The sequence below is a fragment of the Brevundimonas sp. BAL450 genome, from assembly GCF_015767455.1.
In the GTDB taxonomy this organism is placed as follows: Bacteria; Pseudomonadota; Alphaproteobacteria; order Caulobacterales; family Caulobacteraceae; genus Brevundimonas; species Brevundimonas abyssalis.
The window spans coordinates 1-15234 of the sequence record NZ_JADWOW010000056.1 but is presented as its reverse complement, the minus strand read 5'-3'; the positions used below and the strand labels follow the sequence as shown (position 1 = coordinate 15234).

The 15234-nt window shown below is 69.5% G+C and carries 16 protein-coding genes; 5 read left to right on the top strand and 11 right to left on the bottom strand.

Annotated features, from left to right (window positions below; translation table 11 throughout):
• Positions 1–3: 3 nt before the first annotated feature.
• From pgeF to lgt, 3 genes are read right to left on the bottom strand one after another with little or no spacing between them, the layout of a single operon-like run.
• On the bottom strand, positions 4–774 hold the full coding sequence (gene pgeF / locus IWC96_RS11610) for a peptidoglycan editing factor PgeF (protein ID WP_021696893.1): 771 nt from the start codon (positions 772–774) through the stop codon (positions 4–6).
• A 1-nt stretch (position 775) separates the two neighbouring features.
• Positions 776–1849, bottom strand: a complete 1074-nt coding sequence (locus tag IWC96_RS11605) for a class I SAM-dependent methyltransferase (RefSeq protein WP_021696894.1) — start codon at positions 1847–1849, stop codon at positions 776–778.
• 4 nt (positions 1850–1853) lie between these two features.
• On the bottom strand, positions 1854–2726 hold the full coding sequence (gene lgt, locus IWC96_RS11600) for a prolipoprotein diacylglyceryl transferase (RefSeq protein ID WP_045318910.1): 873 nt from the start codon (positions 2724–2726) through the stop codon (positions 1854–1856).
• Between the two features lie 180 nt (positions 2727–2906).
• On the opposite strand from lgt, the gene IWC96_RS11595 reads away from it, so the two are divergent.
• From IWC96_RS11595 to proC, 3 genes are all read left to right on the top strand, one after another.
• A complete protein-coding gene (locus tag IWC96_RS11595; protein ID WP_021696896.1) occupies positions 2907–3197 on the top strand; it encodes an accessory factor UbiK family protein in 291 nt (96 codons plus the stop codon).
• A gap of 88 nt (positions 3198–3285) precedes the next feature.
• Positions 3286–3789: a YbjN domain-containing protein gene (locus IWC96_RS11590; protein WP_021696897.1), complete on the top strand. Its 504-nt coding sequence runs from the start codon at positions 3286–3288 to the stop codon at positions 3787–3789.
• A gap of 4 nt (positions 3790–3793) precedes the next feature.
• Positions 3794–4597 (top strand): pyrroline-5-carboxylate reductase, encoded by an 804-nt coding sequence (proC, locus tag IWC96_RS11585; protein WP_231379046.1) that lies wholly within the window; start codon positions 3794–3796, stop codon positions 4595–4597.
• A 13-nt stretch (positions 4598–4610) separates the two neighbouring features.
• Here the strand turns inward: proC and IWC96_RS11580 are convergent, their stop codons facing one another.
• From IWC96_RS11580 to IWC96_RS11570, 3 genes are all read right to left on the bottom strand, one after another.
• Positions 4611–5096, bottom strand: coding sequence for a hypothetical protein (locus tag IWC96_RS11580; RefSeq protein ID WP_052516747.1), 486 nt, complete (start codon positions 5094–5096; stop codon positions 4611–4613).
• A 106-nt stretch (positions 5097–5202) separates the two neighbouring features.
• Positions 5203–6567, bottom strand: coding sequence for an ATP-binding protein (locus IWC96_RS11575; protein WP_021696900.1), 1365 nt, complete (start codon positions 6565–6567; stop codon positions 5203–5205).
• Complete coding sequence (locus IWC96_RS11570; protein ID WP_045318901.1) at positions 6567–7262, bottom strand: response regulator; 696 nt, start codon at positions 7260–7262, stop codon at positions 6567–6569. The genes IWC96_RS11575 and IWC96_RS11570 overlap by 1 nt, the downstream gene beginning before the upstream one ends.
• A gap of 127 nt (positions 7263–7389) precedes the next feature.
• Between IWC96_RS11570 and IWC96_RS11565 the strand changes: the two genes are divergently transcribed.
• Positions 7390–8268, top strand: coding sequence for a branched-chain amino acid aminotransferase (locus tag IWC96_RS11565; RefSeq protein WP_196838987.1), 879 nt, complete (start codon positions 7390–7392; stop codon positions 8266–8268).
• Here IWC96_RS11565 and IWC96_RS11560 read toward each other — a convergent pair.
• From IWC96_RS11560 to IWC96_RS11550, 3 genes are all read right to left on the bottom strand, one after another.
• Positions 8259–9155, bottom strand: a complete 897-nt coding sequence (locus IWC96_RS11560; RefSeq protein ID WP_196838986.1) for a DUF4349 domain-containing protein — start codon at positions 9153–9155, stop codon at positions 8259–8261. The two genes, IWC96_RS11565 and IWC96_RS11560, sit on opposite strands and share 10 nt — an antisense overlap.
• Before the next feature lie 95 nt (positions 9156–9250).
• Positions 9251–10648 carry a HAMP domain-containing sensor histidine kinase gene (locus tag IWC96_RS11555; RefSeq protein ID WP_021696905.1) on the bottom strand — a complete coding sequence of 466 codons (1398 nt, stop codon included), beginning with the start codon at positions 10646–10648 and terminating at the stop codon, positions 9251–9253.
• Positions 10645–11322, bottom strand: a complete 678-nt coding sequence (locus IWC96_RS11550) for a response regulator transcription factor (protein ID WP_021696906.1) — start codon at positions 11320–11322, stop codon at positions 10645–10647. Before IWC96_RS11550 ends, IWC96_RS11555 begins: the two co-directional genes overlap by 4 nt.
• Positions 11323–11461: 139 nt before the next feature.
• On the opposite strand from IWC96_RS11550, the gene IWC96_RS11545 reads away from it, so the two are divergent.
• Complete coding sequence (locus IWC96_RS11545) at positions 11462–12085, top strand: isoprenylcysteine carboxylmethyltransferase family protein (protein WP_231379045.1); 624 nt, start codon at positions 11462–11464, stop codon at positions 12083–12085.
• Positions 12086–12163: 78 nt separating this feature from the next.
• Here IWC96_RS11545 and IWC96_RS11540 read toward each other — a convergent pair whose 3' ends face one another.
• On the bottom strand, positions 12164–14434 hold the full coding sequence (locus tag IWC96_RS11540) for a caspase family protein (RefSeq protein ID WP_196838985.1): 2271 nt from the start codon (positions 14432–14434) through the stop codon (positions 12164–12166).
• A 75-nt stretch (positions 14435–14509) separates the two neighbouring features.
• Positions 14510–15142: an NrsF family protein gene (locus IWC96_RS11535; protein ID WP_196838984.1), complete on the bottom strand. Its 633-nt coding sequence runs from the start codon at positions 15140–15142 to the stop codon at positions 14510–14512.
• Positions 15143–15234: the final 92 nt, after the last annotated feature.

Below are 15234 nucleotides of genomic sequence, written 5' to 3'. Positions count from 1 at the left end.
CGCTCAGTCGGTCAGGGTGATCGCCGACAGCAGGCGTCCGAAGTCCGGCTCGCCGCGCTTGAAGGCCCGGCGGTTGGAGAAGAAGCGCGCCTCGTCGGTGCAGGTGTCGTGTCCGGTCCAGGCGGCCTGAACGACGCCGGCCTCGGCCAGCCGCCACAGGACGAAGCCGGGCAGGTCGAACAGGCGCTTGTCCGGCGTCGCGCCGGGTCGGAAGAAGCGGCCCGCGCCGCGATTGTGGTGCTCGAACCGTTCGTGGAAGTCCGCGTCCACCTCATAGCTGTCCGGACCGATGCAGGGGCCGACCACGGCGACCATGCGCTCGGGAATGGCGCCCAGGGCCTGCATGGCGGCCACGCCGCTGTGGACCACGCCGTTCAGGGCGCCCTTCCACCCCGCATGCACCGCGCCCACGACCCGGGCGTGGGGGTCGGCCAGCAGGATCGGCGCGCAGTCGGCGGTGAGGGCCCCGCAGACCAGGCCGGGCCGGTCGGTCACCACCCCGTCGCCCTCGGGCCGCTGATCGCCCCACGGCGCCTCGGCCACGCGGATGAGGGTCGAGTGGATCTGGTAAGCGGTGAACAGATGGTCTTCCCCGGCGCCGAACACGGCGGCGCAGCGGCGGCGGTTCTCGCGCACGGTTTGCGGATCATCGCTGGAGCCGAGCCCCACGTTCAGACTGTCGTAGAGGCCGGTGGAGGCGCCGCCGCGCCGGGTGAAGAAGGCGTGGCGGACGCCCGGCAGGTCCAGCAGGGGATGGGTCAGGGACTCAGCCATGTCAGCCCTCGAAGCCGGGGATGGACAGGCTCTTCGGCGCGAACACGCAGGCGGCTTTGAACAGGTCGCCCATCTGGTCCGGCGCGGTCAGGCGGTGCAGCTGGCGTTCGATCACCGGCGCGGCGTCGGGGCGGGACTGCATCAGCCTCTGGGCTCGGGTCTCGACGCCGAGCGCCCGCAGGAAATCGCCCTGGCCGCGACAGCCGGTGACGTCGGCGCCGGACCGCACGGCAGCCTCCAGAACCACCGGAAAGTCGGCCCACTGGGTCAGGTCGGCCTCGCCCGGCGTGTACAGGGGATCGACCTTCTCGTGCCGCTTCAGGGCCTGAAGGGTGTCGCCGGGACCGGGCCGGTCGCGGCCGTAGTCGATCAGAAGCGCGGCGCCGGACGCTTCGCGGATCAGGGCGCCAAGGTCGCGGCCGAAGGCGGCCTGCTGCTCGGAGATCTCGAAGATCTGGCCGGGGGCGATGTCGAATCCCGGTTGGACGAAGCCGGCGCTGGGCGCGGTCAAGCCGAAGGTCAGGCCGTCGGCGTCGTCGAGCCCCACGCGCCGCTCGGCCCAGCCGGTGTCGGTGCGCATGAACTGGCGCGCGGGCAGGCAGTCCAGCACCTCGTTGGCGATCAGGATGACCGGGGCGTCGGTCTCGACGGCGTGCAGGGATTTGACCCAGCGCGGCTGGCGGTCGTGGTCGGACAGGCGGCGGGCCTGAGCCTCGCGCAGCGGCGCGCTGGGCTCGATCAGGACCAGGTCGCAGGCTTCCAGAAAAGCGGGGGCCAGACGGGCGGCGCGCAGGGCGTCGTCCATCAGGGTTCCGTCGCCGGGCCCGACCTCCACCAGCCGGAATCGGTCCGGCGCGCCGAGGCGGGTCCAGACCTCCACCGCCCACAGGCCGATCAACTCGCCGAACATCTGGCTGACCAGAGGCGCGGTGATGAAGTCGCCACGCGCACCCAGATTCGGCCGGGTGGCGTAGTAGCCGTCTTTCGGGTCGTGCAGGCAGCGGGCCACGTAATCCGCCACCATCATCGGTCCGGTCAGGGCGATCTCGCGCCGCAGGCGGTCGATCAGGGGCATGGGATCACCCTTGCGCGGGCGGTCGGCTCCAGGCCCGCCAGATCAGCCAGGCACCGATCAGCATCATGGGAATGGACAGCAGCATGCCCATGGTCACCATGCCCTGCAGGGCGTCCGGCATATGGGTGTCGGGCTCGCGCACCGTCTCCAGCACCGCCCGGGACAGACCGTAGCCCAGCAGGAAGATGCCGGTGACATAACCGGGCTTGGCCAGCAGGCGCCATTTCCAGACAGCCATAGCCAGGATGACGAACAGGACAAGGCCCTCGAGCGCGGCTTCATAAAGCTGGCTGGCGTGCCGCGGTTCCAGACCGGCGGGGCAATAGCCGTAAAGCTCGAGGATCCGGTCGTTGCAGAACACCACGCCCAGCGGGCCATCGGTCGGGCGGCCCCACAGCTCGCCGTTGATGAAATTGGCGATGCGGCCGAAGAACAGGCCGATGGGCGCCACCGGGGCGATCAGGTCGCCCAGCGACAGGGGATTGATCTTCTGGCTGCGCGCGAAGAAGAACAGCGCGATGGCGACCCCGATCAGACCGCCGTGGAACGACATGCCGCCGGTCCAGAGCTGCAGAATCTCCAGCCGTTCGCCGAGGCTCGATCCGGTGAAGATCTGGCCGAGCAGGTCGGGGCGATAGAACAGCACATAGCCCAGCCGCCCGCCGCCGATGATGCCGAGGGTTATCCACAGCACCAGATCGTCGATCTGCGGCCCCGAGACCGGAGGCGTGCGCGGCGTCCACAGGCTGGTGCGCCTGGACAGCATCACCGCATAGCGCCAGCCCAGGACGATGCCCGCGACATAGGCCAAGGCGTACCAGCGGATGGGCAAAGGCCCCAGCTGGATCAGGACCGGATCGAATTCGGGAAAGATCACGCGGGACTCCATCGGCTGGGGTGGGCTTCGTTTAGCAAGCGTCGCGGGGGCCGTCGCCCCGTTTTCTCGTCTCCGGGACGACGGGCCGCATCGACATCAAGGTTTCATTCACCATATCGGGCGGAAGGTTAACGGACGCGGTGCGTCCGTTGAGTCGTTTCCAGTCGCCAGGACAGTCCCATGCAGACCCGCAATCCGTTTCTCGATGAATTCGCCAAGCTGACCACCGGCGCCATGGGCCTGGCCCAGGCGGCGGGCGAGGAGGCCAAAAGCGCATGGCGCGCCCAGGCCGACCGCTTCGTGGCCGACATGGATCTGGTGCGCCGCGACGAGTTCGATGTGCTCAAGGCCGAGATCGCGGCCCTGCGCGCCGAGGTCGCGGAACTGAAAAAGCCCGTCAAAACAGCCGCAAAGACGCCTGGAAAGGGAACGTCCACAGCGGGGGCTCGCCCGAAGGACGCAGCCGGTTGAGCCGAATCTGCGAACACGCCTACCGTCCTGAGACGGAGCCTGAGTCGCTTCGTCCTCTCACGCCTCCCACAGGGAATCGGAAAGTTTCATGGACGCACTGACCCCCGACGAGGTCGAAACCCCATACGACCCGCTCGATGTGGTGGAGCATGTGCTGACGGCCGAGAACCTGCCGTTTGACCGCAACGACCAGGGCGACCTGGCCTTCGCCCTGGCGGGCGACTGGAAGGACTACGAGCTGTGGTTCGCCTGGCGGCCCGAGGGGGATTGCCTGCAGCTGTGCTGTTCGCTGGACATCCGGGCGCAGAAGTCCCGCCGCGCGGCGGCCTATGAACTGGCGTCCCTGCTGAACCAGCGGGTCTGGCTGGGCCATTTCGAGGTCTGGAGCGAGGACGGCGAGATCGTGTTCCGCCACGCCCTGGCCCTGCCGCACGGCGAACGGCCGACCCTGGCCCAGGCGGCGTCCATGATCGATGCGGCCATCGACGCGGCCGACCGTTATTTCCCGGCGTTCGACTATCTGATCCGCGGGGGCAGCGCCCCGCGTGACGCCATCGACGCCTGCCTTTTTGAAACCGCGGGAACCGCCTGACGCCTTGACGGATCGACCTGTAATTCTCGTGGGCTGCGGACGACTGGGGTCGTCCCTGGTCGAAGGGTGGCTGAAGACCGGCGGGCTGGACCTGCGGAATCTGATCATCGTCACCCCGTCCTCCAAGCCGGTCGCCGAGACGGCGCGCGAGAAGGGCGCCCTGATCAATCCCGGCGACGAGGCCCTGGCCCGCGCCGACCGCGTGATCCTGGGCGTGAAGCCGGCCATGTGGCGGCGGGTCGCCGCCGACATGGATGCAAAGCTGGCGCCGGACGCCCTGATCATCTCCATGATGGCCGGGGTGCGGGCCTCAGCGCTTTCGGACGGCTTCAAGTCGCGGCCCGTGGCGCGTGTCATGCCCACCACCAGCATGGCGGTGGGCGAGGGCGTGGCCTCCATCTGGGCGGAAACCGACGCCGATCTGGACAAGGTGCGCGGCCTGTTCGGCCCCGTCGCCCGTGTGGTGGGGCTGGCCGATGACGGCCTGATGGACGCGGCCACGGCGGTGTCCGGCTCGGGCCAGGCCTATTTCTTCGCCTTTGTGGACGCCCTGACCAAGGCCGGGGTGGAGCAAGGGCTGTCGCCGGAACAGGCCGAGGCGTTGGCCTCCGGGACGCTGGTTTCAGCCGCCGCCGCCATGAAACAGGACGGCGCCCGCGCCGAGGACCTCATCGCGCGGGTGGCGTCTCCGGGCGGCACCACGCGGGCGGCGCTCGATGTGTTCGCGAAGGACGGATCGCTGGAGCGGCTGGTGTCCGAAGCCGCCGCCGCCGCGGTCGCCCGGGCGACCGAGCTGTCCGGCAGCTGATCCTGATCCGGATCTAGAGCCGGCCTTCGGCCAGACGACGCGAGAAGCGCATGAAGGCGCGGTCCGCGTCCTGCCAGGTGCTCTGATAGCGCGCGTCACGGATGTCGTGGCTGTACCAGTCATACCGGACCGGACGGACCTGGCCGTCAGCGGTGGTGATCTCGCCTTCGATGGCGGCGCCGCCGACGCTGAAGCTGCGGATGTAGTCCAGGCCCGGCGTGTCGCTCAGCTGCTGCCGGGTGGGCCGGTTCGGGGCCACGTCCGTCAGCACCAGATGGATGCGCGCCCCCTCATAGGCGGGATTGGACGCCAGCTCCCGCTCGAGCCGGGCCTCAAGGGCGCGGGCCTGTTCGGCCACCTCGGCGTGGCCGAGCTCCCGGCCGGCTTCGCGCTCAAGGCGGTCGCCGAGTGTGACCGTGACCTCGGCGGGCTGGGCATGGGCCGCGCCCGCCAAAGCCGCGGCGACGCCCGCGGCGGCGAGGAAGGAAAGTGTACGCATTGGCGAGCCTCCTGGCGAACCTGAATGACAGCCCCACGGCAGGAAAGATGCGCTCGATCCGCCGATTTCGCCAGAGGCGCCGCGCGAAATCGTGATGCCTCCGGTGTCAGCCCGGCAGCCGGATCACCGCCTTCAGCCCGCCCAGATCGCTGGCGTCCAGAGTGATGTCGCCGCCGTGACTGCGCGCCACGTCCCGGGCGATGGCCAGGCCCAGGCCCACCCCCTTGGTGTTCTGGTTGCGCGCGTCGTCGAGGCGGGAGAACGGACGGAAGGCGTCCTCGCGCTGGGCTTCGGGGATGCCGGGCCCGTCATCCTCCACCGCGATCTCCACGCCGCCGCCGACCCGGCCCAGCGACAGGCGCACGCGTCCGCCGTGGTCGGCCGCGTTGCCGGCCAGATTGGTCAGGGCGCGGCGAAAGGCGAGGGGGCGGACCCTGGCCTCGACGGACGGCTCGGGCGCGACGATCTCCACCTTCGCGCCGCGCTTCTTGATCTGGGCGCCTATGGCCTCAAGCAGGGCCTTCAGGTCGATGGACTGGGACGCCTCCCCGGCCTCGCCGCGCGCGAAGGCCAGGTATTCGTCGATCATGTGCTCCATCTCGTCCAGATCGCCCTGCATCGCCTGGGTGCGCCTGGTCTGGTCGGCGAGGGCCAGCTCCAGCCTCAGGCGGGTCAGGGGCGTGCGCAGGTCGTGGCTGACCGAGGCCAGCAGCACGGTGCGCTGTTCGATGTGGCGCTGGATCCGTTCGCGCATGTCCATGAAGGCGCGGGCGGCGGAGCGCACCTCGCGCGCGCCGGACGGGCGGAAACGCGGCGCGTCGATGCCGCGCCCGAAGTCCTCCGCCGCCTCGGCGAGCCGCTCGATGGCGCGCACCTGGTTGCGGATGAACAGGATGGCCACGGACATCAGCAGCACCGTGGCCAGGGTCAGCCACAGGACGAAGATGTGGCCCTGGGTGGCGATGGCCCGCTCGCGCGGGGCGATGATGCGCAACACCCCCTGAGGCTGCTGGACCTGGATGTCCACATAGGCCGGATAATCGGTGGTGCTGAACCAGAACGGGTCATCCAGCCGGGAGTCCAGAGCTTCGTTGATGGTGCGGTCGACCACGCCGAAAACGCTGGAATCCCGGTCGTCGGGCAGGGTCCGGCCTTCCTGCAGGGCGATGGACAGCTGCATCGACCGTTCCGCGCGGTCGGCGATGGTGGCCAGATTCGAGGGGGAGGGGTCGTCGCGGTAGCTCTCCACCGCCCAGGCGATCTCCCCGGCCAGGCCTTCGGAAAGACGCGCGGTCACAGTCTGCCAGTGGGCGTCAAAAAAGGCCCAGGTCACCGCAACCTGCATCAGGAACACCGGCAGGATGATGATCAGCAGCGACCGGCCCCACAGGGAGCTGGGCAGCCGCCGCCTGAGGAACCGGGCCCAGAACCGGGGCCAGTAACGCCAGGCGTGGCCGGTGGACGGGCTCATCAGTCCGGCGCCAGCATGTAGCCGACGCCGCGCACCGTCTGCAGATAGCGGGGGTTCTTGGGATCCTTCTCCAGCTTGCGGCGCAGGCGTGTCACCTGCACGTCCACGGCGCGGCCGGTGATGTCGGCGGTGTCCGACGCCAGTTGCATGCGCTCGACCGGCGCGTGGGCGCTCTGGGCCAGGGTCTTGAGCAACTGGGCCTCGGCCTCGGTCAGGCGCTGGGGCTGGCCGTCGCGGGTCAGCTCCAGCCGCTCCATGTCGAACAGGGCGTCGCCCAGCCGGACCTCCTTCGGCCCGATGGGCTTGGGTCCGGTGCGGCGCAGGATGGCGTCGATGCGCAGGCGCAGCTCGCGGGGGTCGAAGGGCTTGGACATGTAGTCGTCCGCGCCGCGCGACAGGCCCTCGATGCGGTCATCCGCATCCCCGCGGGCGGTCAGCAGCAGGACCGGGGTGCTGGATGTGGCCGCCTTGGACCGCACCCAGCTGGTCAGGGACAGGCCGTCTTCGCCCGGCATCATGATGTCAAGCACCACCAGGTCGAACTCCAGCAGCTCCATCAGCCGCCGCGCGGCGGCCGCGTGGGCGGCGCCGGTGACGCGGAATCCCTCGCGCGCCAGATACTCTTTCAGCAGCTCACGGATGCGGTCGTCGTCGTCCACGACCAGCAGATGCCGCCCCTCGCCGGGCGCGGCCACGGGGCCGGAACGGCCCGCCCCGGTATGGGAATCCGACGCGCTCACCGGACCCCTCCGCGCGGCGAGGCGTTGACCTGAGCCGCCGCGCCCGTTCTAAACGGAGAATCGGTGCAGGAGATTTTATTCAATGACGTTCGTTCCCTTCGACGATCGTGACGGCTGGATCTGGATGGACGGTGACTTCGTTCCCTGGCGGGAGGCGAATACGCACGTTCTGACCCACGGCCTACACTACGCCTCTTCCGTGTTTGAAGGCGAGCGTATGTATGACGGGGAAATCTTCAAGATCACAGAGCATTCCGAGCGTCTGCACCGATCCGCCGGCATGCTGGATTTCGAAATCCCGTTCAGCGTCGCCGATCTGGACGACGCCAAGCGCGCCACCTGCGCCAAGATGGGCTTCTCCGACTGCTACATCCGCGCCGTCGCCTTCCGGGGTCCCGAGCAGCTGAGCGTCTCGGCCTTCCCCAACAAGACGCGCGTGGCCATCGCCGCCTGGGAGTGGCCCAGCTATTTCGACGCCGCGACCAAGGCGAAGGGCATCCGGCTGGAGTGGGCCAAGTGGCGCCGGCCCGACCCGGCCACCGCCCCCTCGGCGGCCAAGGCGGCGGGCCTGTACATGATCTGCACCCTGTCCAAGATGGCGGCCGAGAAGAACGGCTTCTCCGACGCCATGATGCTGGACTGGCGCGGCTATGTGGCCGAGGCCACCGGCGCCAACGTCTTCTTCGTCCAGGACGGCGCGCTGCACACCCCGCCCACCGACGCCATCCTCGACGGCATCACCCGCCGCACGGTCATCGATCTGGCGGCGGCGAAGGGCATCGAGGTGGTGGTCCGCCACATCCGCCCCGAGGAGCTGTCCGGCTTCACCGAGTGCTTCGTCACCGGCACCGCCGCCGAGGTCACCCCCGTGGGCCAGATCGGCGAGTACAGCTTCACGCCGGGCGAGTTGAGCCTGGGGTTGATGGAGGATTATGGGCGGCTGGTGCGGCGTCAGGGCTGATCGGTCTCGACGGGCTTCGGTCTGGCGATCTTCTGATTGCGCCGGGCGCGCCATTTCAGGCCCAGCCAGACCAGCGGCACCGCAATCAGCGCGATCGGCAGCAGTCCGGCCACGATCAGGATCAGCCCGCCCAGCGTGGAGGTGAAGGCCGTCAGGGCATTGCTGAGCGCATTCGAAACCGGCCGCCATGCGCTGTCCGGCGCCAGTTGTCCGGCGGACTGATAGTTGACGGTCAGGCGCGAGGTCTGCACCCGCGTCCGCATGGTCTCCAAGGCCGATCTCGTGGCGTCCAGTTCGCCCTGCACCCGCGCCAGTTCGCGCTCCACCTCAAGAAGTTGCTCCAGCGGTCCCGAGCGGTTCGCCAGCAACTGCTGCAACCGGTCGCGCAGGGTCGTCAGGGCGTTCAGCCGCGCCTGTGTGTCCGTCAACTGCCGGGTCAGGTCTTCGCTCTCGGTCGAGGAGGAGGCGACCCGTCCGCCGGCGTCCTCCGCCTGTGCGCCGACGCCCTGGCGAAAGGCGGCGATCCATGCGGGCGTGGCGCGCAGGTCAAGCTGGGCCGACAGGGTGTCCTGTCCATCCCGGTTCGAGGCCGCCCCCAGCACCTGACACACCGTCGGACCCGCCTCGATGCAGGCCTGCTCATGCCGCGCCATCAGCGACAGCGCCTGCTCGGTGGGCAGGCTGAGGGTGTAGCGATAGACGTAGGCGATCCGCGCCGGGGTCGCGGGGGCGGGCGCCGTGGGCTCCCCGGCCGAGGCCGCAGCGTCCCCCGCCGGAGCGACCTCCATCATGGCGCCTTCGGCAGCGTCTTCGGACGTGTATTCGCTGGCCTGCCCGCATCCCGACAAGGCCACCACGCAGGCGACGACGATCAGACGAGTCCGCATTTCAAAACCTCCGGCATCACGGTTCCGTGATCAGCCGTCATCAATGAGGCGATATGGCGGCGGCCTGCGGCCGCGAGCGGTCTCGCCGCTCCCGATCATGAAGACGGCGTGGGCCCAGTGGGCTTGAACATCATCCGGAACGCCGCGCCTTTACGCCTGTCTGCTCGCTCCAGAATGAAGTCGCCGCCCATGCGGCGCATGGCGCTTTCGCAGATGGCCAGCCCCAGTCCGCTCCCGGAACGCGAATCTCCGGTTCCCCGAACGAACCGGGAGAAGCCGGAGTCGGGGAATGAGCGCGGCAGGCCCGGCCCTGTGTCGCGCAGCAGGACTGATCCATCGGCGGAAACCACAACGCTTACCCGTGTTCCGGCAGGGGTATGCTTCCGGACGTTGTCCAGAAGGTTCCTTATGACGAGGGCGATCAGGGTCGGATCGCCGATGACCTCCGTCGGCGTGTCCAGGCCGTCCGCCTCCAGGGACCATCCGGCGGACACGAGGCGCGGCGCGGCCTCGCGCAGGACCTGGGCCACGGTCTCGGCCAGATCCAGCGGCGCCGGGGCGAAGGCCGCGCCTCCATCCAGACGCGCGATGTTCAGCAGTTGCTCGATCAGTCGCGCCATCGCATCGACGTCGCGCATGGCCGCATCCCGGTCGTGGTCGTGCGGCAGGGATTCGAGCCGTAGCCTCAGGTCCGAGAGGGGTGTCCGAAGCTCATGGGCGGCGTGAATGGAGAAGTCGCGCTGGGCCGCGGCGCCGGCTTCGATACTGTCCAGGGCCTGATTGACGGCGTGGATCAGCGGCTGGACCTCCGCAGGCGCCGACGCGCCGACAAGCCGCTCGTGGCCCAGGGTGTCGAACGTGATCCGCCCGGCCTGGGCCGCGACCCGCCGCAGGTCGTGGAGACTGAACCGGACGATGACCACCGCGGTCATGACCAGAACCAGCGACATCGCCACGGCCGCCCATCCCAGTTCTGCGAGAGACTCGGCGAAGAAGGTGCTGGCGAGTGCAGACACGTCCGCCCGCGCCCGCGCCAGCCGGAACCAGACTCCGGCCTCCGGGACGTACAGTTCGGCGATGAGAAGAGGGCCGGATCCGTCCAGCGCCGGGCCGCTCGAGAGCACGACGTCGGAGCCGGCGGCGCCCGGCCGCCCCGACGGCGCCCTCGACTCCGAGCGATCCAGCACCGTCCCGTCGGCGTCCACCAGGGTGTAGCCATAGACCGGGCGATCGCCCGTCAGCAGTCCCGTGTAGGGCGGATCGATTTCGGACGAGGGCTCCGGGGGGTGAACGAACGCCACCGTCCCATCGGGACCGCGCCGGACGGACGGAGCCCACTCCCTGATCTGGGTAGAGAGCCCTCGCTCCTCGATCGCGAACTGGCCGCGCGTGAATTCCAGCGTCAGGATCGTGCCGGCGAGGATCAGCGTCAGGGCCGACATCACGGTCACGACGATCGCGAGCCTGACGTCGAGGCGATAGGCGCGCTTCATTCGCCGGTCTCGCACAGAACGTAGCCCAGGCCCCTGAGCGTCTTGACCTCGACCGTCGCTCCCGCCTTCGACAGCTTTCTGCGCAGCCGATGAATCAGGGTTTCGATCGCATTGTCCGACCAGTCCTGATGAAAGGCGTAGAGGTGTTCGCCCAGCATCCGCTTGGGCGTCACACGGTCGCCCGCCCGGATCAGCTTGTCGAGCGCGGCATGTTCCTGGGCCGTCAGCCTGACGGCCCCCTCCGCGACCGTGAGGCTCATGCTCTGGGGCGCATAGACGAGATTCCCGATCCGGAACTCGGTCACCGTGACCTCGGCCGAGCGGCGCCGGAGCGCTCTGAGCCTGGCCATCAGTTCGTCCGTCGAGAACGGCTTGACTAGGTAGTCGTCCGCGCCCGCATCGAGTCCGGCCACCCGATCTCCGATCTCGTCGCGAGCGGTCAGCATCAAGGTCGGCGTTCTCAGGCCGGCGGCGCGCGCTGATCTGACGAGGGTACGCCCGTCGCCGTCATCCAGCATGACATCGACGATGGACAGGTCATAGCTCGTTGATCGCCACGCGATCTCGGAGTCGGCGACCGTGGCGAAGACATCGACGGCGTGCCCGGCGTCCGTCAGCCGGCGGCCCAGCGCCTCCGAGAGCAGTCGATCATTCTCGGCCATCAGGATCCGCATCACGCTTTGTCCACGTCCGGGCCCGGGTTGGTCAACACCAACGTTCGGGGGCGGCCTTCAGCCTGGCTCTGCAAGCTGGCTGCAAGCTTCAGGGCGCAGGCGTGCCGGCCATGAAGCCAGCCGTAAAATGAGGACTCCCTTGTCAGACTTGATTCTTCCGGACCTTCAGGCGGTCCAGCGTCGGCGCAAACGCGTGCTCGGCTTCGCATCCGTAATCATGCTGTTCGCCGTCCTGACAGTCGGCTCCGGCTGGCCCGAGGGCTCATGGATACGGCGCGTCACCGGAGATGCCGGAATCCTCCTGATCCTCACCGCCATCGTCGGCCGCGCCTGGTGTTCGCTCTACATCGGCGGACGCAAGAAAAGCGAGCTCGTGCAGGAAGGTCCGTACTCCCTGTGCCGGAACCCCCTTTATTCCTTCAGCATCATCGGCACGTTCGGGGCCCTGGCCCAGACCGGCAGCCTGCTGCTGACCCTGGCCTTCACAGCCGTGACCGTGCTGATCTTCATGGCGGTGGTCCGGCAGGAGGAAGTCTATCTGTCGAGGGCCTTTCCGGAGGCCTACCCGATCTATGCAGGTCCGACGCCCCGATTTCTTCCAGACCCGAGGCTGTGGCGCACGAGCCAGGAACTGACCATCAGGCCCGGGCTGTTCGTCAGGACCCTGCTGGACGGCCTTCCCTTTCTGGCGGCCTGGCCGTTGTTCGAGTTCATCGGGCGCCTGCACGACGGACCCCTGCCGCCGCTGATGCGTTTGCCGTGACCAGACTCGTCATCTGACGCAGGAGGGCGCTCCCTCAATCTGCCGGAGGGGCAAGCCCGCGCCCTGCTGGCTTGCGCCTCACTCCCCCGCCAGCCGGAGGATCACGTCGTCCACCTGCACGCCGCCGCGGTCGATGACCAGGTTCTGGTAGTTGCGCTGGCCGTCGGCGGTTTCGGCCTGGACGTCGGCGACCTCCACCTGGAACTGGCGGCGCAGATAGGTGGACAGTTCGCCGGCGGTGACCAGATTGTCGCCGTTCTCGTCGGCGGCGCCTTCCAGCCCCGTACGCAGGAAGTGGGACAGATAGCCCCCGGCCTGGAACTTGTCGGCCACGGCGCTGGTCAGGTCTTCCTCGGAGGAGAAGACGCCCATGATGCCCGGGCGGGTGATGATGTCGCGGGCGAAGCCGCCGCTGTAGCAGGCGTCGATCACCAGCAGGGCGAGGCGGGCGTCCACGGTCTCGAACAGGGCGGCCAGCTCGTCGTCGGACAGGTCGCCGTCGTGGAGCGACAGCAGCTCGCGCCGGCCGTCCAGCTCGGCCGGGTCGTCGCTGTCTTCCTGCACGCCGTGGCCCGAGAAGAAGAAGATGAACAGGTCGTCCGGCCCGGCCTGGGCGGCCACCTCGCGGAACGCGGCGGTCACGGAGGCCCGGGTGGCCTGGGCGTTGGTCAGGACGATGCTGGCGGGGTTGAGCACGCCCTGACGAGCCAGTTCTTCCTCCAGCTTGATGGCGTCCTCGTCGGTGAAGGGCAGGTCGTTGTGGTCGCCGGGATAGTCCGAGACCCCCACCATGACGGCGAAGACGCGCTGGCCCGCCTGCACGGTGCGCTGGCGTTCGGATTCCTGGCCCTGCGTCACCGACAGGGTGTAGCGGCCCGTCTCGCCGGGCGCGAAGCTGGTGACCTGAATGGTGTATTCGCCGTCCTCGGCCAGCACCTCGGTCAGGCGCGCGTTGGTGCCGTCGGGGCCGTCGTCGTTGTCCAGCTGGTCGCCGGTGGGCGGGCTGAGCATCAGATAGGTGTCGAACTCGTCGGACACCGCGTCGATGGCCACCCGCTGACCGCGCCGGCCGATGAAGGTGTAGCTGTCGCTGTATTCGCCCGAGTTGAGCTGGGCGTCCCCGGCCGCAAGGCTGCCGCTGATGGTGTCGCCGATGGACAGGCGGCCGCCGGACGGCGCGGCCTGTTCGCCGCGGGTCGGCGTGTCGGCCACCTCGGCGCCCGGACGGGAGACGCTGAGCCGGTAGTCGCCGCTTTCGCCCGGCGCATAGCTGGTGGCGGTGATCTCGTAGGCGCCGTCCGCCGGCAGGGTCGTGATCAGACGGCTGTTCAGCCCGCCGTTCCCGGTCGGGTCGTCGTCGTTGAAGGTGGAGAAGCCGCCCGGCCCGGAGAGCATCAGGAAGGGGTCGAACTGGTCGGAGGTCAGGGCGATCTCGACCCGCTCTCCGGCCCGGCCGCGCAGGGTGAAGGTGTTCACATATTCGCCGCTGCGCAGCTGGGCGTCGCCCTCGCCGAGACGGCCCCGGACCTGCTCGCCCACGGCGATGGCGCCCGTGGCCGCGCCCGGCGTCGGATCGGGGCGCGACGCCCCGGCGTCGGCGCGGGTCACGCTGAGGCTGTAGCGGCCGGTCTCTCCGGCCTCGAAGCTGGTGGCGGACAGCACCACCTCGCCGTTTTCAGGGAAGGTGAACTCCAGCCGGCTGTTCAGCCCGCCGCGCTGGGACGGGTCGTCGTCATTGTCCTCGCTGAGGCCCAGGCCGCGCACCATGAGGTAGGGATCGAAGTCGCTGGAGGACAGCCGCACCACGACCCGGTCGCCGCGCCGTCCGCGCAGGGTCCAGCTGTCGCGGTACTCGCCGCTGTCCAGCCGCTCGTCGCCGGAGGCCAGGGTTCCGCTGACGGTCTGGCCGGGCTCGATCACGCCGCCGCCCGGGGCGCCGCCCACGGGGCTCCGGGCGCCGTCCACCACCGCGATCTGGTAGGCGCCAGTCTCGCCGGGCGCGAAGCTGGTGGCCACGATGCGGTAGCGGCCGGACACGGGCAGGCGCACGTCCAGGCGCGCGTCCAGATCGCCGGATTCCGCGTCGTCGTTCTCGTCGCTGAAGCCGCCGGGACCGTCCATCATCAGATAGGAATCCACCGCGCCCGAGGTCATCAGGACGGTCAGACGGTCGCCGCTGCGCCCGTCCAGCTCATAGACGTCCATGAACTCGCCGCTGTTCAGCCGGGCGTCGCCCGGGGACAGCTGGCCGCTTATGGTCATGCCGGGGCGCAGCACCTGCTGGGCGTCGGCCACGGCCGGAATGGACAGGCCCAGCGCGAGCGCGGCCAGGAGGGTGGAAGTCTTCATGTCGCGCCCCGAATCCAGAGAGGCGAACAGCCTAGCTTGCCGGACCGCTGCGGCAAACCGCCGTGATCGTGGCGCTCACCAGCGCAGGGCGTAGCGTCCGGTGAGGGCGCCGACCGCGCCGCACAGGAGCACCCCAAGGGCATACCATGTGGCCACGAAGGCGGCGGTCGCCTCGGGGCAATGCAGACCATAGGCCGTAGCCCCCACAGCGCCGGTCAGCACGCCCATGGCGGCCCCGGCCCGGACCGGGCGCGTGGGCGCCAGTCCTCGCGCCGAAAGCCAGATGAACGGCGCAGCGAAAACGGACACCTTCAGGATGTTGGCGGAGCAATAGCGCCAGGTGTCCCCCAGCCAGACGTCCATGCGCGCGTCGGGCGCCGAGAGCAGGATCTCGCCCGCGCCGACGGCCAGGGCTGCGCCGACGACGGCGGCGAACGCCAGGCCCGGCGGCCGCGCCGATGCGCCCGGACAGCCCAGCCGCAGCACCAGCCAGCCGCCGACGACGGCCAGCGCGCCCGTATAGGCGGCCTTGGCCCAGAACGCCGGGCCCTGGACTGCGGCACCGAGATCGGGACGCAGGCCGAGCAGGAACAGCACCGCCACGACGGCCGCCGCGGCGGCGAGAGTCAGGGCGGCGGGGCTCAGCCGGGCGGGCCCGACGGGCTCGAGCCCGGCGCCCAGGGCGTCGATGAGATCATCAGTCTTCATGGGCGGTCACGCTGGCGGTCAGGGTCTTCATGGCGCGGTGGACGCTGACCTTTGCCGCGCCCTCGCTGAATCCGTTGCGGTCGGCGGCCTCG